The organism is Lewinella sp., from assembly GCF_050633125.1.
In the GTDB taxonomy this organism is placed as follows: domain Bacteria; phylum Bacteroidota; class Bacteroidia; order Chitinophagales; family Saprospiraceae; genus Lewinella.
This window is the reverse complement of the sequence record NZ_JBOEFX010000001.1, coordinates 49303-73520: the sequence shown is the minus strand read 5'-3', so window position 1 is coordinate 73520 and position 24218 is coordinate 49303. Positions and strand designations below refer to the sequence as shown.

The 24218-nt window shown below is 42.0% G+C and carries 15 protein-coding genes; 14 read left to right on the top strand and 1 reads right to left on the bottom strand.

The features are described 5' to 3' along the window. Positions 1–141 precede the first annotated feature (141 nt). The 5 genes from ACRBG0_RS00270 to ACRBG0_RS00250 all read left to right on the top strand — a co-directional run bounded on the left by ACRBG0_RS00270 (position 142) and on the right by ACRBG0_RS00250 (position 5654). Positions 142–2460 carry a TonB-dependent receptor gene (locus ACRBG0_RS00270; RefSeq protein ID WP_431484932.1) on the top strand — a complete coding sequence of 773 codons (2319 nt, stop codon included), beginning with the start codon at positions 142–144 and terminating at the stop codon, positions 2458–2460. Positions 2461–2493: 33 nt separating this feature from the next. Further along, entirely contained in the window at positions 2494–3084 is a 591-nt protein-coding gene (locus ACRBG0_RS00265; RefSeq protein ID WP_431484931.1) for an SAM-dependent methyltransferase, read from the top strand. 161 nt (positions 3085–3245) lie between these two features. Beyond that, positions 3246–3887 (top strand): LuxR C-terminal-related transcriptional regulator, encoded by a 642-nt coding sequence (locus tag ACRBG0_RS00260; protein ID WP_431484930.1) that lies wholly within the window; start codon positions 3246–3248, stop codon positions 3885–3887. 34 nt (positions 3888–3921) lie between these two features. Continuing rightward, positions 3922–4518: a dephospho-CoA kinase gene (coaE, locus tag ACRBG0_RS00255; protein ID WP_431484929.1), complete on the top strand. Its 597-nt coding sequence runs from the start codon at positions 3922–3924 to the stop codon at positions 4516–4518. After that, positions 4515–5654 (top strand): LOG family protein, encoded by a 1140-nt coding sequence (locus ACRBG0_RS00250; RefSeq protein ID WP_431484928.1) that lies wholly within the window; start codon positions 4515–4517, stop codon positions 5652–5654. The genes coaE and ACRBG0_RS00250 overlap by 4 nt, the downstream gene beginning before the upstream one ends. 25 nt (positions 5655–5679) lie before the next feature. Here the strand turns inward: ACRBG0_RS00250 and ACRBG0_RS00245 are convergent, their stop codons facing one another. Further along, a complete protein-coding gene (locus ACRBG0_RS00245; RefSeq protein ID WP_431484927.1) occupies positions 5680–6156 on the bottom strand; it encodes a nucleoside deaminase in 477 nt (158 codons plus the stop codon). A 197-nt stretch (positions 6157–6353) separates the two neighbouring features. Here ACRBG0_RS00245 and ACRBG0_RS00240 point away from each other — a divergent pair, with 197 nt between their 5' ends. The 9 genes from ACRBG0_RS00240 (at position 6354) to ACRBG0_RS00200 (ending at position 24047) form a co-directional block, all read left to right on the top strand. Further along, a complete protein-coding gene (locus ACRBG0_RS00240) occupies positions 6354–7844 on the top strand; it encodes a S10 family peptidase (protein ID WP_431484926.1) in 1491 nt (496 codons plus the stop codon). 378 nt (positions 7845–8222) lie between these two features. Next, positions 8223–8933 carry a FadR/GntR family transcriptional regulator gene (locus ACRBG0_RS00235; RefSeq protein WP_431484925.1) on the top strand — a complete coding sequence of 237 codons (711 nt, stop codon included), beginning with the start codon at positions 8223–8225 and terminating at the stop codon, positions 8931–8933. 476 nt (positions 8934–9409) lie between these two features. Next, complete coding sequence (locus tag ACRBG0_RS00230; RefSeq protein WP_431484924.1) at positions 9410–10462, top strand: PKD domain-containing protein; 1053 nt, start codon at positions 9410–9412, stop codon at positions 10460–10462. A gap of 222 nt (positions 10463–10684) precedes the next feature. Next, positions 10685–12874, top strand: coding sequence for a T9SS type A sorting domain-containing protein (locus tag ACRBG0_RS00225; protein WP_431484923.1), 2190 nt, complete (start codon positions 10685–10687; stop codon positions 12872–12874). A 353-nt stretch (positions 12875–13227) separates the two neighbouring features. Beyond that, positions 13228–16317, top strand: a complete 3090-nt coding sequence (locus ACRBG0_RS00220; RefSeq protein ID WP_431484922.1) for a SusC/RagA family TonB-linked outer membrane protein — start codon at positions 13228–13230, stop codon at positions 16315–16317. Between the two features lie 20 nt (positions 16318–16337). Further along, positions 16338–17885 (top strand): RagB/SusD family nutrient uptake outer membrane protein, encoded by a 1548-nt coding sequence (locus ACRBG0_RS00215; RefSeq protein ID WP_431484921.1) that lies wholly within the window; start codon positions 16338–16340, stop codon positions 17883–17885. A 237-nt stretch (positions 17886–18122) separates the two neighbouring features. Further along, positions 18123–20939, top strand: coding sequence for a polysaccharide lyase family 7 protein (locus tag ACRBG0_RS00210; RefSeq protein WP_431484920.1), 2817 nt, complete (start codon positions 18123–18125; stop codon positions 20937–20939). A gap of 162 nt (positions 20940–21101) precedes the next feature. Beyond that, positions 21102–23036 (top strand): chondroitinase-B domain-containing protein, encoded by a 1935-nt coding sequence (locus tag ACRBG0_RS00205; RefSeq protein ID WP_431484919.1) that lies wholly within the window; start codon positions 21102–21104, stop codon positions 23034–23036. Positions 23037–23336: 300 nt separating this feature from the next. After that, on the top strand, positions 23337–24047 hold the full coding sequence (locus ACRBG0_RS00200) for a FadR/GntR family transcriptional regulator (protein ID WP_431484918.1): 711 nt from the start codon (positions 23337–23339) through the stop codon (positions 24045–24047). Positions 24048–24218 lie beyond the last annotated feature (171 nt).

Below are 24218 nucleotides of genomic sequence, written 5' to 3'. Positions count from 1 at the left end.
AAAGCATTTTACAAAATGACCGACACCCGACGAAGCAAGCAACCATATTGCGGGAAATCATTTTATCTTTGCGCCGTTGAATCAGTGATCCTTATTGAAATGGAAAACTGCCCCGATTGACTTATTGAAATAGACGACATCTTGAAGAAGTTATTTACCCTCCTGTTATTTTGTGCTTTCTCCTTTCTGGCTTTTGCCCAAACTGGTATTATCCGTGGCAATGTTTTTGATGAAGAAAGTGGTGAAACTATCATTTACGGCACCGTAATGATGGATGGCACCGACCGTGGAACAACCACCGACCTTGATGGTTTCTTTACCTTTTCTAACCTGGAGCCTGGCACCTACAAGTTGCTGGTTTCTTATACCGGCTTTGGTACCAAAGAGGTAGAGGTAGAAGTTAAAAGCGGTATTGAATATGTAAGAATTTACCTCTCGACTGAAGCTGTCAACCTTTCTACCGTCAATGTTTCTGCTGACCGGGAGCAAGCACGTTCGGACACTCAGGTATCTAAAATTACCGTTTCCGCAAACGACATCAGGGCTTTACCTTCCACAGGTGGCGAGGCAGATATTGCGCAGTACCTTACGGTTATTCCCGGTATTGTTTCTTCTGGTGACCAAGGCGGACAAGTATATATTCGTGGTGGTTCTCCGGTGCAAAACAAGATCTTGCTAGATGGGGTAACCATCTACAATCCTTTTCACTCAATTGGATTTTTCTCTGTTTTTGAAACAGAAACAGTACGTAGTGTAGACGTTCTCACTGGAGGCTTTAATGCGGAATATGGTGGCCGTGTATCTGCCGTCGTAGATATTAAGACACGAACAGGCAATCAGCGCAACTTGAGTGGTTTGGTTTCCGCCAGTCCTTTTCAGGCGAAAGCACTGATTGAGGGGCCCATCAAAAAACTTGACCCTGAAACAGGTAATAGCATCAGCTTCATGCTGACGGCAAAACACTCTTACCTCGACCAGACCTCTAAGCAATTGTATGCATACGCTGTAGATACGAATTACTATGCTTATGCTGGTGACACCCTGAATTTACGTCCGGAAGACATCGGCTTACCTTTTAATTACACCGATGTTTATGGCAAGCTCTCTATCAATGGAGGCAATGGTAGTAAACTGGATCTTTTTGGCTTCAATTTCACCGATGGCTTCAAGGTTCCCAATGTAGCTGACCTCAACTGGGACAACAGTGGTGGCGGCGCCAACTTCATCTTGATTCCGCTCAATAGTAACATCATCATGAATGGTACCTTGAGCTATTCTGATTACAATATTGGCCTTCAAGAATCAGACGGGGCACCACGTAGTAGTGGTATTACCACCTACAATGCACTCTTGAATTTTGCGTATTTCGGCCGCAACAGCCAATTGAATTATGGTATTGAATTCAATGGTTTTAACACCAATTTTGAGTTTACCAACCTCATCGGCGTGCGCTTTAAACAACTCGATTTCACCACCGAGTTGTCCGCTTACATGAAGTACAAGCAGAAAATAGGCAATTTGATTTTGGAACCTGGTTTCCGGATTCAGTACTATGCCTCTCAGAATACGGCCTCTCCTGAACCACGCCTGGGCTTAAAGTGGAACGCTACGGATTTCTTACGTTTCAAAGGAGCTGCCGGCTTGTATTCTCAAAACCTAATCAGTACCGTCAACGATCTGGATATTGTCAATTTCTTTGTAGGGTTCCTTGCCGGACCAGAAGAAACCATATACAAACCCAATTCTCAGACACCTACCGATAATCGCTTGCAAACAGCCTTTCATGGTGTAGCAGGATTTGAGCTAGACTTCGGTGATTATATTACTACCAATATCGAAGGATATTACAAGGGCTTCACCCAGCTTATTACGATTAATCGTAACAAACTCCGTGCTACAGACCCCGATTTCACTACAGAAACAGGTTATGCCTACGGAATAGACTTATCGCTGAAGTATGAAAGAGATCGTCTGTACTTATGGAGTACCTATAGCTATGGTCACGTACGACGTGATGATGGACTCCAGGAATACCCTACCAATTTCGACCGCCGTCATAATGCCAACTTCTTAGCCAGCTATCTTTTGGGCGAAAAAAGAAACTGGGAATTCGGCGTACGTTGGAACCTTGGTTCTGGCTTCCCTTTCACAGAAACACAAGGTTTTTACGAAAATGCTACCTCTCAGAATCCGGTGCTTGTCAACTTCCTAACAGGGAATTACAACCTTGACATTTTACTGGATGAAGACCTTAACGGCGGACGGCTTTCTTATTTCCATCGCTTAGACTTTTCTTTGAAACGCAACTGGAAATTTGGTCGCTACGGCGGGCTAGAAGCCATCCTGAGTGTAACCAACGCATATGATCGCGCCAATGTATTTTATGTTGACAGACTTACTAACAGACGGGTAAATCAATTGCCTATCCTGCCTAGTCTGGGAATTACCTACAAATGGTAAGCTCTGGAAAGCACTATTTTTAGCTCAACTCACATGAAAGAATTGGACGCGGAATATTGGGAGAAGCGATGGATAGACCAACAAACAGGTTGGGATATAGGCCAGGCTTCTCCCCCGCTGACACACTATCTCAACGAGAACAATTATCAGCAATCCCGCATTTTAATTCCCGGAGCTGGCCGAGCCTATGAGGCCATCTATCTTCACCAACAAGGATATCAGAATGTATTTGTCTGTGATTGGGCCCCAAGCGCCTTTGATCACCTCCGGCAGATAGCCCCTGATTTCCCTGAAGAACATCTTCTGGTTGGCAATTTTTTTGAACTCGAAACCGAAGTTCCTTTTGATCTTCTCCTTGAACAAACCTTCTTCTGCGCGATAGATCCTGCTCTACGACCACAGTATGTAACACAAGCTGCTAACCTGCTTGGTGATCAGGGCCGATTGGCCGGTGTTTTATTTGCCAAGGAGTTTTCTTTTCCTGGCCCTCCCTTCGGTGGCGTTGCCGAGGATTATCGAAAATTATTCGCCCCGTCTTTCGAGATAATGTCGTTGGAAATCACCCCCTACTCTATCGCTCCCCGCCTAGGGAATGAGCTTTTTATTGAACTAAAGAAACATTAGATAGTTGTAACTAATACTCCTTTGGTTTTAGACAACATTACTAAAATCACCGAAGGTAATAACAGGAGAAAAGAAGTTTACCACTTCCTTATTTGAATTAAGTCTAAATAAATTTTGCTAAGCAATGCTCCCCGCTTATCTTCGCGCAGCAGCCTCATTCTATGGAAGCAAATACAACTATAGCCATCGCCGATCCGCAGCTCCTCTCCAGGGCTGGTATCAAGCACCTTCTCAGCCAGAACGAAGGCTTAGTGCTATTGTTTGAATCTACCCGTGAAGAAGAACTGTTTAGTCAACTGAAAGTGCAACAACCCAATATTCTCGTAATTGATTACGACCATTCGCCTCATTTCAGTGCAAATACAGTACACACCGTTATTAAGAACTATCCAGATATTCAGCTTTTGATCATCACTGATGATGATCGTAGGCATCAGATTTTACGGCTTCTGGAAAGTGGTGTAAAAACTTTCATCACCAAGGCCTGCAACGAAGAAGAAGTAGAAGATGCCATACTAGCAGCGGTTCGTAAAGAAAAATTCTTCTGTGCAAAAGTACTTGATTACCTCCTTGAAAGATCTGCCTCACAAGCTAGTCCAGACATTACTATTCTGAGTCCCCGAGAAATAGAGATCGTCAGCTTAATTGCAAAAGGATTGGTAGCCAAAGAGATTGCCGCAGAACTACATCTGAGTACACATACCGTCTATACCCACCGGAAAAATATTCTCAAAAAACTCAACTTGCGCTCTTCTTCAGAATTATTGGTTTTTGCGTTACAAAATAACCTGGTTACGGGCTAATATGTGGTAAATTGCAACCAAAGAAGCGTCTTGTATGACAAAACGGATTGGTATTACCGGAGGAATTGGAAGTGGAAAAACAACAGCTTGCCGCATTTTTGCAGCCTTAGGTATTCCTGTTTACTATGCTGATGACCGCGCCAAATGGCTGATGCAGAACGACCCAAAACTCGTAGCAGCTCTCAAAGATGCTTTTGGCGAAAATACCTATGATGACCAAGGATTACTGAATCGCTCCTACCTCGCTGAGATTGTTTTCAACAACAAGGAACAATTAAATATCCTCAATGGCCTCGTTCATCCTGCCGTGAGAGAAGATGGTATCCGATGGGATGAACAGCATCAAGCTACCCCATACACCCTCCGAGAGGCAGCTCTTCTTTATGAAAGTGGGATAGACCAACTCCTCGACCAGGTCATCACCGTAACCGCTCCTGAGAATTTACGCATCCAACGTGTGATCGAACGTGATGGCCTCAGCGCCGAGCAAGTGAAGGCTCGCATCGATAAACAATGGCCAGAAGAGAAGAAAGTAGGCCTCGCTGACTTCGTCATCCACAATGATGGTCGGCATTCGCTGATTCGACAAGTATATCAAATTCATCAACAACTAAGCAAGTCCAAGGAATGAGTGCTGATCGCCCTAAGTTTATTGCCCCACAAGAACAGATCATTAACCAGATCAGTACCTTCAAGGAACTCCTGAAAAATGGTCATTCTTTAGTCAACTGTACCGTGCAAGCCCTTGATTTTAGGGCACTAAAGCTGGATTGGGAAAATTTCAAAATCGACAACACCCTCTTTTTAGGCTGTCAGATGAGTTTGGAGGAGGAAATGCAACTCCGCCGAAAGGGTGCCAACATCTACCATGCCCCCGAAGATTTGCCTTACGACCCTTTCCGTACTCAACTGTACACCTGGAAAGAACTTTGTAAGACCACCAATGGGCAAAGTCACGACTTGGAGGTTTACAATCACTTCAGTACTCGTCGTTATAATCCTACCATTAATGAAGCCCTCTGGCAGAGAATCCACGACCATGCGATGGATAATTCACTGCGGCAGCTGTTGGAGTTTGACAAACAGGGCATGACCAATCGGCGGTGTGTCGCTTTTATGGGAGGCCATGGCGTACCTCGTACAGCCCCCTACTATCGTAAAACAGTAGCTACTGCAAAGTTACTTGGCGAACACGGCTACTTTATCGCTTCCGGAGGAGGGCCTGGCATTATGGAAGCTGCTAACCTTGGCGCTTATCTTGCTGGGCAACCTGCCAATGCAATTGACAAGGCCGTTGATTTACTCAAGGAAGCTCCGCTTTATTCCGATGAAGGGTATCACGAAACCGCAGTGGCCGTGTTAGAAGCTTATCCAAATGGACAAGAAAACCTCGCCATACCCACTTGGTTTTATGGCCATGAACCCAGTAACCTCTTTGCAAGTCATATTGCCAAATACTTTTCTAACAGCATTAGGGAGGACACCCTGCTGGCAGTAGCGCTCTACGGTATTGTTTACGCCCCTGGCAGTGCTGGCACTACCCAGGAAATATTCATGGATGCTGCACAAAACCATTATGCGACCTTCAATTACTACAGTCCAATGGTTTTCCTGGGCAGAGAACGATATGAAATTGACACGATGATTTACCCCCTCCTGCGGCAACTTGCTTATGGTAAAACGTACTACGACTTACTGCATCTTACCGATGAGCCTACCGATGTTTTAGCCTTTTTGCAGCAGCATGGGCCTGTGGAGAAAGATTAGGCGGAATCTTTTGCCGAAAGTCCAGCTAATATTCAGTTTTATCTGTTTTGCTGTCCCATTGTTCAAAAACCTTTACGCCTTCTTCATTCAAAAGCGGAATAAATTTTATTTTTCTGTCTTCGATCTTCAGGTCCAATTCATCATAAATAAATTGGTCATCAAACTCAATGCGGGCGGCATCTTCTTTTGTGCAGGCATAATAAACGGCTCGTGGCCTAGCCCAGTAAATAGCACCTAAGCACATTGGGCAAGGTTCGCAAGAAGTATAAATATCACAATCAGCTAGCTGAAAGGTATTGAGCTTTTTACAAGCTTCTCTGATGGCAACCATTTCTGCATGCGCAGTGGGGTCATTGGTAGACGTAACTTTGTTATGCCCTTGCGCAATGATCTCATTATTTTTGACAACAACAGCTCCAAATGGTCCACCTGCATTGCTATTCATTCCCCTCTCAGCCAGCTGGATTGCTTGCCTCATAAAATAGGCATGATCTAATTTCATATTATTATTTCGTATTTATAGTCCAAAATAAGCGCTTTACGTTAGTAATCCTAAATCATTAAATACCTCATTCATTATTTTCCTTTTCCTTAAACTGCTTATTCCAAATTCCTCTCATTATCTTCCATCTATTAATGATAGCTATCTAAAGTCAAGCTAATATGCTATTGTAAATTAACCACAATACAAAACTAGTTATGAAAAATGCATTTTTACTCGTTCTAGGATTATTCCTAGTTGAAGGTGTTGCTTTTGGACAACATCGCCACCTTTCTATCGACACCATGGTTGTCACTCAACATAGCACAACTATTCGGGGCCAAAAAGTTGACTACACGGCGACCATCGGCATGCAACCCGTTTGGGATGAAATGGGAGACCCCATTGCCACTTTGCATTATACTTATTATACGCGAAATGGTGTAACAGACCGTGGACAACGCCCCCTACTTATCTCTTTCAACGGTGGCCCCGGGTCAGGATCGGTGTGGATGCATGTTGCTTATACCGGCCCACAGGTCTTGAATATAGACGAAGAAGGTTACCCGGTACAACCCTACGGCACCCACGAGAACCCATATTCTGTATTGGATATAGCAGATATTGTTTATGTAAACCCCGTCAATACGGGCTACTCTCGGACTATCCCCATGAGTGGTAAAGAAATTAAGCGCGAGCAATTTTTCGGTGTAAACGCAGACATCAACTACTTGTCAGAATGGCTAACCACTTTTGTGACGCGTAAAGAACGTTGGCGCTCACCTAAGTACATTATTGGAGAAAGCTATGGTGGCACCCGGGTAGCTGGCTTGGCCTTAGCCCTTCAGGAAAAACAGTGGATGTACCTTAATGGTGTAATAATGGTTTCCCCCGCAGATTACCAAGCGTCAGCTTCGGACAGCCCGGTATCATCGGCCGTTAATTTTCCTTACTTCACAGCAGCAGCTTGGTACCACAAACAATTGTCTCCTCAGTTGCAACAGCAAGACCTATTGGACATCCTCCCTGCTTCAGAAGATTTTGCCATCAACACCCTGATGCCAGCACTCGCAAGAGGTGGTTTTTTACCCCAGGAGGAAAAGGAAGTTATTGCCACCAAAATGGCGGAATATTCAGGCATTTCTGCCAAAGTAATTTTGCAACACAACCTGGACGTTCCCACCCAATACTTCTGGAAAGAACTATTACGTGACGACAGTGGTCACACTATCGGTCGCCTGGATTCACGCTACCTGGGCTTAGATCGCAGGGAAGCAGGAGAAAGACCTGATTATAGTGCAGAACTAACCTCGTGGTTACACTCTTTCACCCCGGCCATTAATTACTACCTACGTGAAGAGTTGGGTTTCAAGACCGATTTGAAGTACAATATGTTTGGCCCTGTACGTCCCTGGGATTTCCAGAAAAATAATGTGCGCGATGATTTGCGCAAAGCAATGGCCGAGAATCCTTACCTCAACGTCATGTTTCAATCGGGGTACTACGATGGGGCCACTACCTATTTCAAAGCAAAATACATGATGTGGCAATTAGACCCCAGCGGCAAATTACAAGATCGTTTAAGCTTCCAGGGGTATCGCAGTGGTCACATGATGTATCTCCGCCTAGAGGATTTGCAAGCAGCAAATGAACACCTTCGGACTTTTATCTTGGACAGTATGCCAAAGGGAGAAGCAGCGAAGTACTAGGTACTCGGCTTTATCTCATGGTAGTGTTCGATACGTTCACGGGAGGCTCGTTTCACTCTCTGTAATAGTGGCTCTTCCGATAAATCAGAATCACGGAGTGTGCTCGCTACGTTCGCATTTTTTTACACCTATCGTTAATATCTCACAACCGTGAGTCCGAACGAAGTGAGCACCCACTGTGAACAACGCGAACACAAAAGAGTATTACCGTTTCTGAGAACCGTATTTTACCCCATCCTCTTGACCTTATACCCATATTTATATCTATTTTTACCGTTTTTTACCAAAAAATATTTCCGGGCAAGGAATATTATTGTAATTTTGGTTAACCGGCTTATTGGTTAACCAATCTTCCCGGTTTAGAAACTACAATCTCTTATGCTTGAAAATTTCAGTGAAATTCGTGTTGAAACCCCTGTTGATAAGATTATCAAGCAAATTCGTGCATTAATCACATCAGGACAACTTGCCTCTGGGGATCGTTTACCCGCAGAGCGAAAGCTTGCAGAGAAACTAGGTGTAAGTCGATCAAACGTTCGCGATGCCATCCAAAAACTTGAGTTCTACGGTATTCTCAAAACGCTACCCCAAAGTGGTACTGTAGTAGCTGGCATGGGAATTACAGCACTAGAAGGGCTTATCACAGATGTTCTGAAACTAGAAAAAAGTGATTTCGCATCCTTGGTTGAAACCAGGGTTATTCTGGAGGTAAGCGCTGCGAAAATTGCAGCGGAGCGCAGAACCCCCAAAGATATCACTGACCTGAAGAAAGCATTGGTAGCCTACGAGGAGACCATTCGTTCTGGTGCACTAGCGGTAGAAGAGGACTTACTCTTTCATTTAAAAATTGCAGAAGCCAGTAAAAATGCGGTTTTAAAATCACTAATGCTGATCATTACCCCCGATATCGTCAATAACTTTATCCAATATAAGGTATGCGATGATCAATCAGAATTGAAGGCCTACCACCAACACGAGCAGATTCTGGAACACATCATCAATAAAGATAGCGAGGCCGCCGCCGAAGCTATGCGAATCCACCTTCAAGATGTTACAGATTTCAGCAAGTCAAAGAACATTCTAGGATAAATTATATTCACTGTTTCTGAAATTAAGCACTCCCAATTACATTCAACCCTGCATGTAATTGGGAGTGCTTACCTATTTGTGTGTTTGGATACAGAGGCTCGTTTGGAATGTATTTGCTCCGCGACCAGCACTTTATGAATATTAGAAAATCGTTAAAAAATTTGGTAGTTCAAAATCTTCACTCTAAATTGGTCGACCAATTGTTGGTTAGCCAAATTTTCTGCTGTTTAGGATCCAGGTATCTAATTGAAAAGTAAAGAAAAAGGTCAAGCAACATTTGCATCGTAAGACCACCAGGTACTGCTTCATCACATCAGAAATGAAAATTCTGAAACAGTGGATTGAGGAGCGCTTCAGTGGACACGTTACTACAGTATGCTAAACGAACAGTACAGGTTTCAAAAAATGTAACCAGTACTAAAAAATACAACTTTAATAATTTATCAAACTTTTTTTTAATAAAAAACGTAACTGAAATGGAAAGTTTCTTTGCTAAAATAAATAAAAACATCATGCTAATGATGTCCTTATTTTTGGCGTTTACTTTAATCACCTCTTGTGGAGACGATGACGAAATGATAGTACCAGATCTATCAACCGTTGTTGCCAGTTTCACCGCACAGGTTGATGCCGACAATTCTTTGACCTATGATTTCACAAACAACTCCGTGGTAAATGGAATCACGGATACTAGTTTCGATTCATCATGGGACTTTGGTGGCGACGGGACTTCAACTGACGAGAACCCTACCCATACCTTTTCTGGTGAGGGTACTTATACCGTAACATTGACTGTAACCGCTTCCGATGGAGTAGTTGCTACAACAACTGAAACAGTAGAAGTTACAGCACCTAAGAACAGGTATGCTATTATTACTGACATGACGGATAGCGATACTGGTGAGCTTAGATATGCACCGATGGATTCTATTCGAAACGGAAGAATTACTTTTATGTACCGAGTAGCTGAAGGTCCTGTAGATATGGATATTCAGGATGGCTTTATCAACGTTTCAGGTAATTCCACAACTGGTGATTTTGCAATGGTCGAAGTGAGGTTGAAAGACAATGCACCGCATGAGTTCCGTGAAGGAGCTTCCGATGCGACTATTGCAGCTGCTAATTTTCCAGAGGGAATGGCTGATGTTTGGATTCCTGTAGAGATAAGTTGGTCTGCTGATGGCACCAATTATCCAACGTATACCGTTATAATTGATGGCCAGACTGTAATCACTGATGCGGTTAGTACTACTAACGGTGGTGTTGATGACGAAGCTCCGCATTTAGCTGCTGTCAAAGATGGCGCTGCTAATTTCCAGTGGAAATATGCTGGAAATTCAGCTATTTCTGATGGGATGTTTCATGTTGATGATATAGTAATATATTCTTCAGATTCAGGAACTGAAGTAGTGGCTTTCGAAGATAACTTCCAAGGAAGAGTAGCAGGCGATAATTTAAACCCTGATATTAACCTTGATTCTCCTTATCATGTGAACAGTGCAGACGCTACTGTAGGGGAAGATGAATAAACTGTTAATGTCTCAATGAGATGTTAGTAGAAGTGAAACATGAGTTTCCTTCATCAGAAAAGAGGAGTGCCTATTCAGGTGCTCCTCTTTTTGTTTTGGTAATATATTAAGTTTTTATCTCATCCAACTAGACACCTTATTATCAAGCTCTAAAGGAGAAAAATGTCTCAATGTATCAATTTTACTACTTACCTTCTGCTCAGATATATTTCCATTTAGATTATGAATGCTCAACGATTATTATTTCTGATTTTTAACCTTATTGGGGCTTATTTAGCTCATGGGCAAAACTCTTCTCAATTGGTCTATTTAGATCAAGGTGAATTAACTTATGTTCCTTTCTCTATGACGGGGCAATCAAATGAAGTCAACACCATTCCGGATTTTTCTTACGCTGGATACATGGGGGGAGGTGTTTCACTTCCTACTGATATTGAGATTAAGGTTACAGTTACTCCAGAAGAAGGAGAGGATGCTCGAAGAATTCAGGCTGCAATTGATCTAGTCGCAGCACTCGAACCTGATCAAAATGGATTTCGAGGTGTCGTATTAATTAAAGCAGGGCATTATAGTTTAGAAAACATTTTGGCAGTCAGAGCGTCTGGAGTTGTTTTAAGAGGGGAAGGGCAAGGATTAAACGGAACTGTGCTCCATTCAAATCCGCGAGTTGATCATAGTGTTATCAATATTCTGGGGCCAAGTGGTACCATTATCATTAAAGATGAACAATCGGAACAAGCTATTACAACCGATTATGTACCGGTGGGAGCCTATTCCTTTGAGGTTGAGGATGCATCGGATTTTGAGGTTGGAGAAAAAATTGTGGTTACTAGAACACCAAACCAAGTCTGGATCGATGCATTAGGCATGGATCAGGAAACACTCTGTGCTGGAAACAGTGATTGTAATGGCTGGACACCTGATGACTATACTATTGATCATGAACGAATGATCACTGCCATATCTGGCAATACTATTTCCATCAATATTCCCATCGTTGATGTTATGGAAGAGATGTATGGAGGCGGGTCGATTTCGAAAATCCAATCATCAAGGCGCATCAGTCATTGCGGTGTTGAAAACATGAGAATCCAATCTTTTTACGATGGTAATCTGGATGAATCTCATGCCTGGACTGCGGTTAGACTAAAAGATTCAGAAAACTGTTGGGTAAAACAAGTAACCGGTCAGTATCTTGCTTATAGTACCGTAAATATTGAAAGTGCTCATTTTACAACGGTTCAGGATTGCGCATACATTGATCCAAAATCTCAAGTTTCTGGAGGCAGAAGATATCCTTTTGCTATCCAAGAGGGATTAGGAAATCTATTTCAACGATGCTACTCAATTAATGGACGACACGATTTTGTGACAGGATCCAGAGTCACCGGACCCAATGTTTTTTTGGACGGGCTCGCAGAGAGCGCTAACTCAGACATTGGCCCTCACCATAGATGGGCTACTGGGACCCTTTTTGACAACATTCGAGGAGGTTCTACCAGGGTTTGGAACCGGGGTAGCTCGGGTAGTGGACATGGATGGTCAGGTGCACAAACTATGTTTTGGAATATGGACTCCTACAATGGAGAGTTTCGCGTAGACAGTCCACAGGGCTCAATGAATTGGGGCATTGGCTGTATTGGCACAAATCAGACAGGCGACGGATATTGGGAAAGTTGGGGTACTAACGTGCATCCCAGAAGTCTTTATATCCAGCAATTAGAAGACCGATTAGGCGTGAGTGCTCTTGATAATGTTTTAATACCTGAGCAGCAATCAGGAGAAATATATGATTTGCTAGCTACTTGGGGTGGATATGGAAATTTTTCTGATAGAGGATTTCATGGGGAGCTACCCAATGTGGGTTTTATAAATCCAATGAGTGCTATTGATGTGTCCACTTGGGAGGGGGGTGATATTGAAGTTAATGCGTCGGATAGTGATGGAACAATTCAAAATGTGAAATTGCTAATCAATGGAGAACCAGTCGGGACGGATAATGAAGCGCCCTACATATTCACTAATTTAACTACTACGATTCAGGACCTTTCTCATGAAGTTCATTACCTACAAGCTATTGTTACGGACAATGACGGGAATACAAATTTTACCAGAATAGCTATCATAGGAGGAGATCCACCACCGCCTAATGAGGAGGAAGAAGAAAATGAGCACTCACAAATACGAGTTTACCCCAACCCAACACAAAACAAGGAACTAACTATTGAAATGAAAGAGGTGGGATCCTATACCGTCAGCATTTTTGATTTGTACGGTCGGAAGGTAGATCATTTCATGTTTGAAGGAATGGAGCATCAGCACATCTGTAAAAACATAGCTAATGGAATTTATATACTTGAGATTAGAGAGATAGAAGAGATACGCTTCAAAAGCAAGTTGCTAATTCAGTAAAGAATAGTTGTAAAATGAAGGGTAACCCAAATCCGGTAGCTGATAAGTTGTTTGTTCCAAGGCTTCAATTCTCTCCATAATACATATCAAAATTTTCCCAAGGGATTCCAAGTTCTTTAAGTACAAAATACCAATAAACGGAAATTAACAAAAAAATATTTGGCTAACCAAAAATTGGTTGACCAATAATTGGTGTTTTACCTAAACAGTTTCGTAACTTTAGCCTTCATTAAGTAAAAGCTATCTAACCAAAGGAAGAATCTAATTGTCTCGAAGAACTATACCCGATTTACCCAGGTGTTTTGGCGATTATGTAGGCAGTTAAAATCCGAACTTATTAAATTAATTTCCATATGAATCATTTTTTACAAAAATTCATAGAACAGCCCAAGAGAGTGATGTGGCTCTCTGTTCTATTCATCTCCTTTTGTTCCATGAGTGCCAATGCTCAAGAGACCATTAGCGGCAAGGTCACCGATGACAGTGGTGAAGCTTTAATTGGAGCCACTATTATTGTGCAGGGAACTAGTGGCGGTACTATAACTGATTTTGATGGTACATTTAGCTTAGAAGCTGCCTCTGACGCTGTACTGGTGATTTCATACACAGGATATGAACCGAAAACAATCCCTGTTAATGGACAAACCAACATCAATGTAACCTTAGCTACAAATGCAGAGCTATTGGACGAAGTTGTAGTAATTGGCTATGGAAGTGTTAAAAAGAGTGATGTTACTGGTAGTGTATCTTCTGTAAAGGCTGAAGACATACAAGCTTTCCCAGTATTAAATGCAGCTCAAGCACTTCAAGGTCGTGCGGCAGGAGTAGCTGTTCAAACACAGAATGGTGGTGAGCCTGGTGCGGGTATTTCTATTCGAGTTCGAGGTAGTTCGTCACTCAATGCAAGCAGTGACCCACTTGTAGTGGTTGATGGTTTTGTCGGTGCTGCTTTTCCGCAACAAAATGACATTGAATCCATCGAGATATTGAAAGATGCCTCTGCTACTGCAATTTATGGATCAAGAGGATCAGGAGGGGTTATCCTGGTAACTACTAAGAAAGGTAAAGCTGGAAAAGCGGTCGTAGAGCTTAATTCCACTTATTCTTCCCAGGAGACGACCAATAGGTTGGACTTGCTGGATGCAAATGGATTTGCTCAATATCAAAACATGATCCGTAGCAATGCAGGAGATGCTCCTTATGCTCAAGGAACAGCTAAAACAGACTGGCAAGACGAAATTTACAGAGCTGGAAATACACAAAACCACCAACTGTCAGTTTCTGGAGGTGGTGACAATGTAAACTATTATTTTTCTGGTACTTATTTTGATCAACAAGGAATCATTGTTAATTCTGACTTCGACAAAATTCAGTTTCTAGCAAATGTAGATGCAAAAGTCGGGAGTAGATTAAAAGTTGGAATTAACAGTATTGCTAGTCGAAGCGAGCAAAATGGTGTTTCAACTCAATCGACAGGAAGTGATGCTATTGGTTCTGTAAACGGAGGAGGAGATGATGTAGTCGCTTTGGCATTCAGGTTTGCTCCCGATGTTGGCAGGTTTGATGACGCAGGGAATTTCTCTCAAAATACGGTGGGAGATGACATAGAAAATCCGTGGGCCGTGGCAACACAGATAACAAATGAAACCAAAACGGATAATTCAAGAACGAACGTTTATGCAGACTTTGAGATATTGAAAGGTCTGAGTTTCAAAACTACTTTAGGCTACAGAACGCAAAATAGTACGGAAGGTTATTTTAAACCGCAAACGTTTGTACTGTCTGCTGGTGGAGCGTTTTTAGAATCCGTAAAAAGAACAAGGTTTCTTAATGAAAACTACCTAACGTATACTTCAGCAATTGGGCAAGGTAATTTAACCGCAACAGCTGGGCATTCCTACCAAAAAAACACTACCGAAGGCTTCGAAGCAGGTGCCCGAGGATTATTGACGGATGCATTTTCATGGTATAACCTAGAAGCTGGACTTATAGATCAGCGCACCGTTGACTCTCGTTTCTCTGAATCGGAAATCGAGTCCGTTTTTGGGCGTGTCAATTTTGAATGGGCAGGCAAATATTTGCTGACTACTACAGTTCGTAGAGATGGAGCATCCAACTTTGCAGCAAATAACAAATATGCAATTTTCCCTTCTGTCGCAATTGGATGGAAGGTTTCAAGAGAAAACTTTTTACTCGACAACCCAACACTATCTCTCCTCAAGTTAAGAGCTAGTTATGGTCTAACGGGTAATCAAGCCATTGGCCCTTATGAATCACTCTCTACGTATCGTGTTCAGCCACCTACAGTGGTTGGTGGATCTTTTGGTGTAGACCTAGCTCGTGAAGCAAACCCAGATTTGAAGTGGGAAACTTCCTATCAGACAAACGTAGGTGTGGATATTGGTTTATTTGAAAACAGAATCACGATTAGCGCAGACTATTACAACATCGATACAGAAGACCTTTTAGCTGTCGATAGAGCTTCAAATTTTTACTTAGGAACATCTGATTTAGACGTTCTCAGAAATGTTGGTTCTATTAATAATCGTGGAGTTGAGTTTTCTTTGACGTCAACCAACATTAATAAAAAAGATTTTAGATGGACATCGAATTTCAACATTGCAAGGAACAGGAATGAAATAATCGAGCTATCTGGAGGAAACGAGATTTTAGGTAGTGGAGCTCCAGGTTATTTCGCTGGTGGTAATACATATATCTTACGAGAAGGTGAGGCGCTTGGTCTTTTTTGGGGATTAGATTACCAAGGTGTATATCAAGGTGGTGCTCTTCCCGCAGGTACAGCTGTGCAAGATGCATCTCTTGATGGAAATGGAAACCCGATACCAGGAGAACCTTTGTTCGCTGACGTAGCAGATGAAGAGGGTAACCTTGATGGCGTAATAAATGACAATGACCGACAGATTATAGGAGACCCAAATCCTGATTTTACGTTTGGTTTCACCAACACTTTTACGTACAAGAAATTTGATTTGAATATCTTTTTCCAAGGGGCTGTAGGTGGAGATATCTATAACCTGACAGCTGTTCAATTATACAATGGTGACAGTAATGGCTTAACGGATGTATTAAATTCCTGGACGCCAAATAACACAGATACCGATATACCTCGAGCAGCCATCAGAGGAAGAGAGCGCTCATCTCGTTTCGTAGAAGACGGAAGTTATGTAAGACTTAAGAATGTAGCTTTAGGCTATAGTTTGCCAAATGGTATGCTGGATAAAGTTGGAATCGGTTCAGCAAGATTATCTATCAGTGCTCAGAACCTACTAACCTTTACTAATTATTCAGGACTAGACCCTGAAGTGAGTTACTTTGGTAGTGGTGGCGAAAGCAGTGGAGATGATAATGTAATTCAAGGGCATGATTTTGGTAATTATCCTAACCTAAGGTCAATTACTATTGGTCTCAGCTTGAAATTCTAAATCAATAAAAAATTATTAATATGAATATGTATAAATATTTATTAGCATTGGTACTTGGTTTATCAATGGTGGGATGTTCGGATTTAGAAGAGAACGCATTAAGTGAATTGGAGCCAGATGAGCGGGTGGTCGATCTGCAAACAGTGCAGACTACCATTGCTGGTGCTTATGCTAATTTAACGGCTAGAGCATTTCTGTCTAGAGGCTTGGGCTTACCACTTATGCTGCGTTCAGATATGGTAGCTATAGGAAACCCTACCACTGCAGCTGAAAGAATTGAACACGATCAATTTACGGTCTCGGCAACTAATCCACTGATTTTAAATCCGTCTAATCCTGAAAGAAGTTTCTGGCCTCGGCTCTATCAGATGGTGAGAGGTGCCAATGAGACCCTACGAGAGGTAGCTGTTCTTGAAGAACAAAGCCCTGGGGTGAGTGAGGAAATAGCAGGACGAGCGCGATTCATTAGAGCTTATGCCTACTATCATTTGGTCAGACTTTTTGGAGACATTCCATATTTAGACGAGAAAATTAGTACTGCTGAAGCATCAGTGGCACCAAGAACACCTGTGGAAACTGTATATGAGAACATCATTGCAGATTTTGAATATGCCAAGGAATGGTTACCAGATTCACGAGCTAACAGAGCCCTTCCTGGCAAAGCAGCCGCTAGTGCTTTTCTCGCTAGTGTCTATCTCACCAGAGGAGAATATCAACTGGCCTACAATGAAGCTACTGATATTATCAATAAGGCAGGAACGTACAACTTGGCATTGGAGCCAGATTATCGTAATATCTTTCATGCAGAGAATACCAATTTTTCTCTAGAGCCTATTTTTGTAATAGACTTCGTAGCAACCAATATCGATGATGAATCCAGAGATTACCTAGCTGCTTTCACAGGTTTCTATGGTCAAGCAACCTATTACCCTTCAGGGGGATGGTCTGTTTTGGTGCCAGCTCAAAAAGTATATGATACCTGGGAAGATGGAGACTACAGAAAGGACGTCTGTTTTGATGATGAAGCATTAGACAACAGTGGTAATCTGATTCCTTTTACTGCTTTTTCTAGCTTAGATGGTCGTAATGCGAATCGTCCACATATTTCCAAGTATACAGCTATGGCAGGCTCCTTGCCACAGGCTAATACTAGCGGAAGAGATTCGGAATCCAATTACCAGTTGATGCGCTATGCCGAAGTGCTCTTAATCGCTGCTGAGGCTGCTGCTGAACTTGGTAATACGGCAGAGGCTGATCAATGGATTAACATGATAAGGGAAAGGGCTAGAAATGGGGATGGAACCGGTGCTCCAAGTGCTGTACCTGCGAACATCTCGGGAGCCACTGTTGATGATGTACTAGAGGAAAGAAGATTAGAGCTTGCCTTTGAGCATAAAAGGTGGTACGATATAGTCAGAAGGAAGATGGGTAATGAGGTGTTCGGACCAAATGGTTTTGAAGCCGAACTAGGCACAAGAAACTTTGACCCATCCAGGGACTACTTGCTACCAATTCCTCCATTGGAAATAACAAACAACCCTAATTTGACCCAAAACTCCGGGTACTAGTCAGGGTATTACTGGGAAGATTCAAGATTCCTCCTTCTTTAGGGAACAGCACGAAAATAATCCCGATAGCTATCGGGATTATTTTCTGCGAAATACTCTAGGTAGAGGACACTTGAATCTTTCCGTAATTATACTGCCCCTCTTAACGTACCAAACATGCTCTTAGTTGGACATTTCTCATGCTTGGTTTAGGTATTTCCTACTCAATACTCTTCGCCCCTTTTAAAAAAAATAATTATGAAAACGTCATTTTGCTGTAACCTTCAAAGTATAAGACAAATTGAATTTTCTTATATTTTACCTTACACTCGATCTGTTTTTCTACTATTAGTAATGAGTATGGTGGTTAGTTCTGCTACGGCACAGGACTTAGATCCAGACCTTCCTCCCGGTGGGAATTTTGATCTTTCTTATTGGAAACTTACCCGTCCAAATCAACAAGAACGAGATGCAGAGCAACTGGTAGCTGGCTATGAAGTGGATGGTGAGTTCTACACCCACCCGATTACTGGTGCCATGGTATTTTGGTGTCCCAACGATGGAGCTACGGGTGGCAGCACCTATCCGAGGAACGAGTTAAGAGAGATGATTCGTAGACTTGACACTAGCATTCCTACTCAAGGAATAAATAAAAACAACTGGGTGTTTTCTTCTTCTACGATGGAAAACCAAGAAGCTGCTGGAGGTGTAGACGGCATCATGACTGCCACCGTAGCGGTGGATCATGTGTCTGAGACTTCTGATGCAAGTTTTAAGGTAGGTCGAACTATCGTCGGACAAATACACGCCTCCAATGATGAGCCTTGTAGATTGTATTATCGCAAATTGCCTGGAAACACCAAGGGGTCTATTTATTTCGCTCATGAACCTACTACCGGCCCTGAACAATGGTACGAAATGATTGGTAGTAGAAATGATGGTGTGCCCGATCCAGTAGATGGAATTGCTTTAGGTGAACAGTTTAGCTACGAGATTAAGGCAATTGGTAATCTTCTGACGGTAACCATCATGAGAGATGGTATGGATGATGTTGTTCAAGAAGTAGATATGACAGATAGTGGCTTTGCTGATGATTGGATGTACTTCAAAGCAGGAAACTATAACCAAAACAACGCTGGAGATCCAGACGAATATGCGCAAGTATCTTTCTTCGCTTTAGATGTTACGCACTTTGCCCCTACCCCACCAACCGCCTATCTTGCCCCATCTGATATACCAAGATTTCAACCTTTTCTCGCAGAATGCAAGTTACAAGGTCCTACCAGCTCAACGCTTCGCGACAGAGACGCACTTAATGCTGGCTATACACATCCCGAGTGGTTCTATGTAGTTGATGGTGACAAAATACGATTCAATCAATCTGGTGATAGCCAACGAACAGAGCTCCGGAATGAAACGAATTGGGATCTCAACGACGAGAATCGATCGCTTCACGGAAGAATTGATATTGTAGAGCAGACTTGTGACCAGGTCACTGTAATGCAAATTCACGATGATGCCAATGCTGGTAGTGGACCAAATAAACCATTACTAAGAATTTATAAGAAGAATTCTAGTTTCCCCACTAATCACATCTGGGCAGCAATCAAAACCGATAACGGCGGATCTAATACCACTCATGTGGATCTTGGCGAAGACCCAGGTGGATATTTTAACTGTGATATTCGATTGGTTGACGGAAATATGATCATCGATTTTGAAGGAGAAGAAAAGGTGAATATGGATGTCTCCTACTGGACCTGGCCTAGTTATTGGAAAGCAGGGGTTTACCTTCAGGATGCTGGTGAAGCAACTGCACATTTTGATGAACTATTTGAAGAAGATGGTTCGCCACAAAACTATTTCCCATCTGTCAGTATAACCGATCCTGCCAACGGTACTAATTTCTTACCTGGTAGTGACATCACGATTACCGTTGACGCGGAAGATTCTGATGGTTCAGTGACAACAGTAGAGTTTATTGAAGGTGGTGGTAATATACTTGGAGAAGACACTACTCCTCCCTATTCATTTACCTGGACAAATGTACCTGAGGGAGCCTATACATTAACAGCCAGGGCTACAGATAACGAAGGAGGGTCAAAGACCTCCTTAAGTACCAACATTACGGTTCAGGTTCCGATAAATGTAACTGGAGTGGACATGAGTGAGCTTACCGGACCAATTTCTGTTGGAGCCAATCTCCAATTAGAGACACTCGTTTCTCCTGGAGATGCCACCAATCAAAATTTGATTTTTGAATCTGACAATACAAGTGTTGCAACAGTATCGGAAAGCGGCTTACTGTCCGCAATTTCTGAGGGGGAGGTGACCATCACCGTAACAACCGCCGATGGAGGATTTACCGATTCGCAAACCTTAGACGTACTTACTCCTTCCGATGAGTTCAACTGGGCATTGGGACAGCCGGTTGTAGGTACCGGTACGCCAGATGGTAACAACGATGAAGATAAGCTTGTAGATGATGATACCGGTACGCGTTGGGCTGTATCAGGCTTTCCACAATCTGCAACTGTTGATTTAGAAGGGAATATAAAGATAACCCAGACAGAAGTTACCTGCTACCAAGACAGAGCTTATCAATTCATTATTGAAGGTGCTTTAAATGAAGATGGCCCCTTTACCACTATCATAGACAGATCAAACAATAATATTCCAGGTACCGCTACTGCGCCAATTATCAATGCTGTAGATAGTATTGAAGCCAGATTCGTAAGAATAACCGTATCAGGTGCAGATGTTTACACTGGTACATGGATAAGTCTTACGGAATTGAGAGTGTTTGGTGACGGTGAGCGGACATTTACAAATGTGACGGAATTAGAGGAGGAAAAAATACGGATATCTCCCAATCCCGCCTCATCCATCGTAACAATAGAAGCCGGGTATGAATATGATACCGTGGTCGTTTATGACGCAACAGGAAGAAGCGTCATCCAAAGACCTATTAATGAGTTAATAACACTGGATATAAGTAGGCTTCAATCAGGTGTTTATTTTATAAAGCTTGAAGGCCGTAACAAATCCGAAGTTCGTAAGCTTATAAAACGCTAAAATATTTAAGGAACAGCACGAAAATAAAATGCGATTCGATTCGCGGCTACTTCGTGGTCTGTTTTCCATAATAGTTAACTAAGTGGTTCATTTCAAACATGTTAACTATTATGGAGAACCTGAGAGAATCGCATTTTATTTTATGCGCAATACTAAGTACCTATGAAAATTCCTCTTTTGTTTTCGTTTCTATTCCTTAGTGTTCTGGTAAGTGCGCAAAACCGCTATGATGTTTCGTCTCAATCAGAGTTCAATACGGCCCAAGACCTGGCAAACGCAGGAGATACAATAGCATGGGAGCAGGGTACCTATTCCGATACTCGTATGGATATTGATAAAGATGGATTGATAGTAACCGCAATACCGTACGGAACTGTTTTGTTTACAGGAGTATCTAGAGTTGTCATCAATGGTGATGATGTTACTTTTTCTGGCTTTCAATATATTGGAGGTTTTGTTCCCACTTTAGATGTAATTAGAGTATATGGAAGTGACATATTGATTACGCATGTAAACATTCAGAATTATACGAGCTTCAAGTACCTCAGGGTGTATGAAGAATCCAGAAGAACGACCATTAGCTATTGTAATTTCGAGAATCGCCTCAACTTAGATGATCAGAATATACTCTCCATATTAGTGGATGATGAACCCGGCTATCACAAGATTCAATATTGTTCCTTCAAAAATTTCGATGGCATAGGCAATGACCAAGGTATTGAACCAATCAGAATTGGGGTCAGTTCACAAGGGGATTTAGATAGTCGTACACTTGTGGAGTATTGCTACTTTACGCAGTGCAATGGAGATGGTGAAATTATCTCGCATAAGTCTAGACAAAATGTGTATCGCTATAACACCTTTGAAAACAACCCGGTAGCTGAACTGGTACTAAGACATGGTGATGAAGGAATCGTTTACGGCAATTTTTTTCTGAATAATATGGGAGGAGTTCGAATACGAGAGGGTTCTAATCATTTCGTTTACAACAACTATTTCGAAGGGCAAGATCGAAGAACAATTTACTTACAAAACGAATCGTCTGACCCTTTGTCTGATATTCACATTTATCATAATACCATTATCGATTCAGAGGAATTAAGATTGGGAGGTCCAGGAAGTAACCCACCCACCAATGTTATCATTGCTAATAATATTTTTACGGACCCCAAAGTGCAACTATTTGACGAAGACACTGGAAATGAAACCTGGATTGGTAACCTTGCCTTTGGTACCCTAGGGATTGATTCCCCATCGTCTGGACTTTCAAATACAGACCCTCTGCTTGTTGCAAATACCGAAGGCTTCTTTCAGCCAGCATCTAACAGCCCTGTTATTGCGGCAGCTAGTGCCGGCTACCCAGCGGTTCCTCTTTATCCAGGCATGGATTATGATAATGAAATACTGTTTGATTTGATGACAGAATCGAGACCGGTATCAATAACTGATCGAGCGGTTGGTGCTTCTGAATTTTCATCAACAGTCAATGTCCAACCATATGCTAACGAGATGAACACAGGTCCTTCCTACTTATTTGACAACCTTGTCAATTACGTAACTGCAAATGTATCACAGCTTTATATTGGAGGAGAAGGAGAGACTAGGTCTATTATGATTTCCAGTAATATCGATTGGACCATAACGAGCAGCACGGGTTGGATCTCAACTAACCTTTCATCTGGATCGGGAGACACCCAACTCAATATAATAATTGATCCAAACGAAGAGAACGTTAATCGATCGGGAACATTGACAATTACTGGTGGCACACAATCGGTGACTATTAATGTGTTTCAAGATCCCGGTGGGCCGGTTGGTGTTCTGGAAAGCCTTAAAAGTGAAGTGCTTTTATTTCCAAACCCAACAGATGGTAGCGTAAGGTTGAGTAATTTACCACCAGGAATCTACCGTTCTCATTTAGAGCTAGTTGATCTGACCGGAAGAAGTCTTTTCTCAAAGGAGTATCGAATAGATGATAATGAATTGGTGGTTGATTTGGACAAATTGGTACCTGGCATTTATATATTAAATATAAAACTCATGCTTCAGAATGGTACTGCTTACAGGGAGTTGACCCGTAAGGTGGTGAGAAATTAGTTCGGCGAAAAATCTAACGAAGTGCAGGATAAAATTTAGCTGTATTGATCGTCATACGATCTAGGAGTTACCACTTGTAGCAGAATTTGTCCTTGCTAAACAAGTCTATTTATGTCGTAATTACTTCACATTGCATATTTTACCTGCCTCGGAGCTTATCTTCTATTACGAATTCAATATCAAGTGTTGTATTAGAGGTCTCCTTGCAAAAAAAATTTGGCAAATCGGAAATATGACTTATATTTGGTCAACCAATTAATGGTCAACCAATTTTGCAGCCAGCTTCTATAATAAACAGGGATGTTAGAAAATTTCAATGAAATCAAGGTAGAATCACCAGTTGATAAGCTTATCAAGCAAATCAAAGAACTGATTACTACTGGACAACTGACTCCGGGAGACCGCTTACCTGCTGAGCGAAAGTTGGCAGAACGACTTGGCGTCAGTCGTTCAACTGTTAGAGATGCCATACAGAAGCTGGAGTTTTATGGCATACTGAGGACATTACCACAAAGTGGTACAGTGGTCGCTGGTATTGGAATAACGGCTTTAGAAGGGCTGATTACGGATGTATTAAAATTGGAGAAAAGTGATTTTACTTCTTTAGTGGAAACACGAGTTATTCTGGAAACCTCTACGGCGCATTTTGCAGCAGAGCGCCGCACGAAGGATGATTTAGCAGAAATAAAAAAAGCACTAAAAGCATACGAACTCAAAGTAAAGCAAGGAGAACCTGCCATTGAGGAAGATTTGCTTTTTCACCTAAAAATTGCAGAAGCAAGTAAAAATGTGGTGTTAAAGTCTCTGATGCTGATCATAACGCCAGATATCATTAAAAGCTTTATTCAATATAAGGTTTGTGATGATGAGACAGAATACAAGGCATTTCACGAGCATCAGCTCGTTCTTAAGCATATTACAGATAAATATAGTCAGGGAGCTGCAGAAGTTATGCGCAAGCATTTACATGATGTAATAGACTTCAGCCAATTGACCGTATTTCAACCATAGTTTTATTGTTGATTACTTTCTTTTATTCACTTTGATACCTAAACTTAAAAATACCTCTTCAATGATCTATCTGATCAATTCAGGTTAGTTTTGAATACGCTTCGCTAACTTTTTTTATATTGATATTTATGACAATGCTATATGGATAAAAATATCTAATAGCAGTGCTTA

What these genes read in the sequence shown, in the direction of transcription:
- ACRBG0_RS00205 (WP_431484919.1), top strand. Translation starts at nt 21,102, where the DNA reads ATGAAAATTCCTCTTTTGTTTTCGTTTCTATTCCTTAGTGTTCTGGTA.
- ACRBG0_RS00265 (WP_431484931.1), top strand. Translation starts at nt 2,494, where the DNA reads ATGAAAGAATTGGACGCGGAATATTGGGAGAAGCGATGGATAGACCAA.
- ACRBG0_RS00220 (WP_431484922.1), top strand. Translation starts at nt 13,228, where the DNA reads ATGAATCATTTTTTACAAAAATTCATAGAACAGCCCAAGAGAGTGATG.
- ACRBG0_RS00230 (WP_431484924.1), top strand. Translation starts at nt 9,410, where the DNA reads ATGGAAAGTTTCTTTGCTAAAATAAATAAAAACATCATGCTAATGATG.
- ACRBG0_RS00210 (WP_431484920.1), top strand. Translation starts at nt 18,123, where the DNA reads ATGAAAACGTCATTTTGCTGTAACCTTCAAAGTATAAGACAAATTGAA.
- ACRBG0_RS00245 (WP_431484927.1), bottom strand. Translation starts at nt 6,156, where the DNA reads ATGAAATTAGATCATGCCTATTTTATGAGGCAAGCAATCCAGCTGGCT.
- ACRBG0_RS00250 (WP_431484928.1), top strand. Translation starts at nt 4,515, where the DNA reads ATGAGTGCTGATCGCCCTAAGTTTATTGCCCCACAAGAACAGATCATT.
- ACRBG0_RS00225 (WP_431484923.1), top strand. Translation starts at nt 10,685, where the DNA reads ATGAATGCTCAACGATTATTATTTCTGATTTTTAACCTTATTGGGGCT.
- coaE (WP_431484929.1), top strand. Translation starts at nt 3,922, where the DNA reads ATGACAAAACGGATTGGTATTACCGGAGGAATTGGAAGTGGAAAAACA.
- ACRBG0_RS00200 (WP_431484918.1), top strand. Translation starts at nt 23,337, where the DNA reads ATGTTAGAAAATTTCAATGAAATCAAGGTAGAATCACCAGTTGATAAG.
- ACRBG0_RS00215 (WP_431484921.1), top strand. Translation starts at nt 16,338, where the DNA reads ATGAATATGTATAAATATTTATTAGCATTGGTACTTGGTTTATCAATG.
- ACRBG0_RS00235 (WP_431484925.1), top strand. Translation starts at nt 8,223, where the DNA reads ATGCTTGAAAATTTCAGTGAAATTCGTGTTGAAACCCCTGTTGATAAG.
- ACRBG0_RS00240 (WP_431484926.1), top strand. Translation starts at nt 6,354, where the DNA reads ATGAAAAATGCATTTTTACTCGTTCTAGGATTATTCCTAGTTGAAGGT.
- ACRBG0_RS00260 (WP_431484930.1), top strand. Translation starts at nt 3,246, where the DNA reads ATGGAAGCAAATACAACTATAGCCATCGCCGATCCGCAGCTCCTCTCC.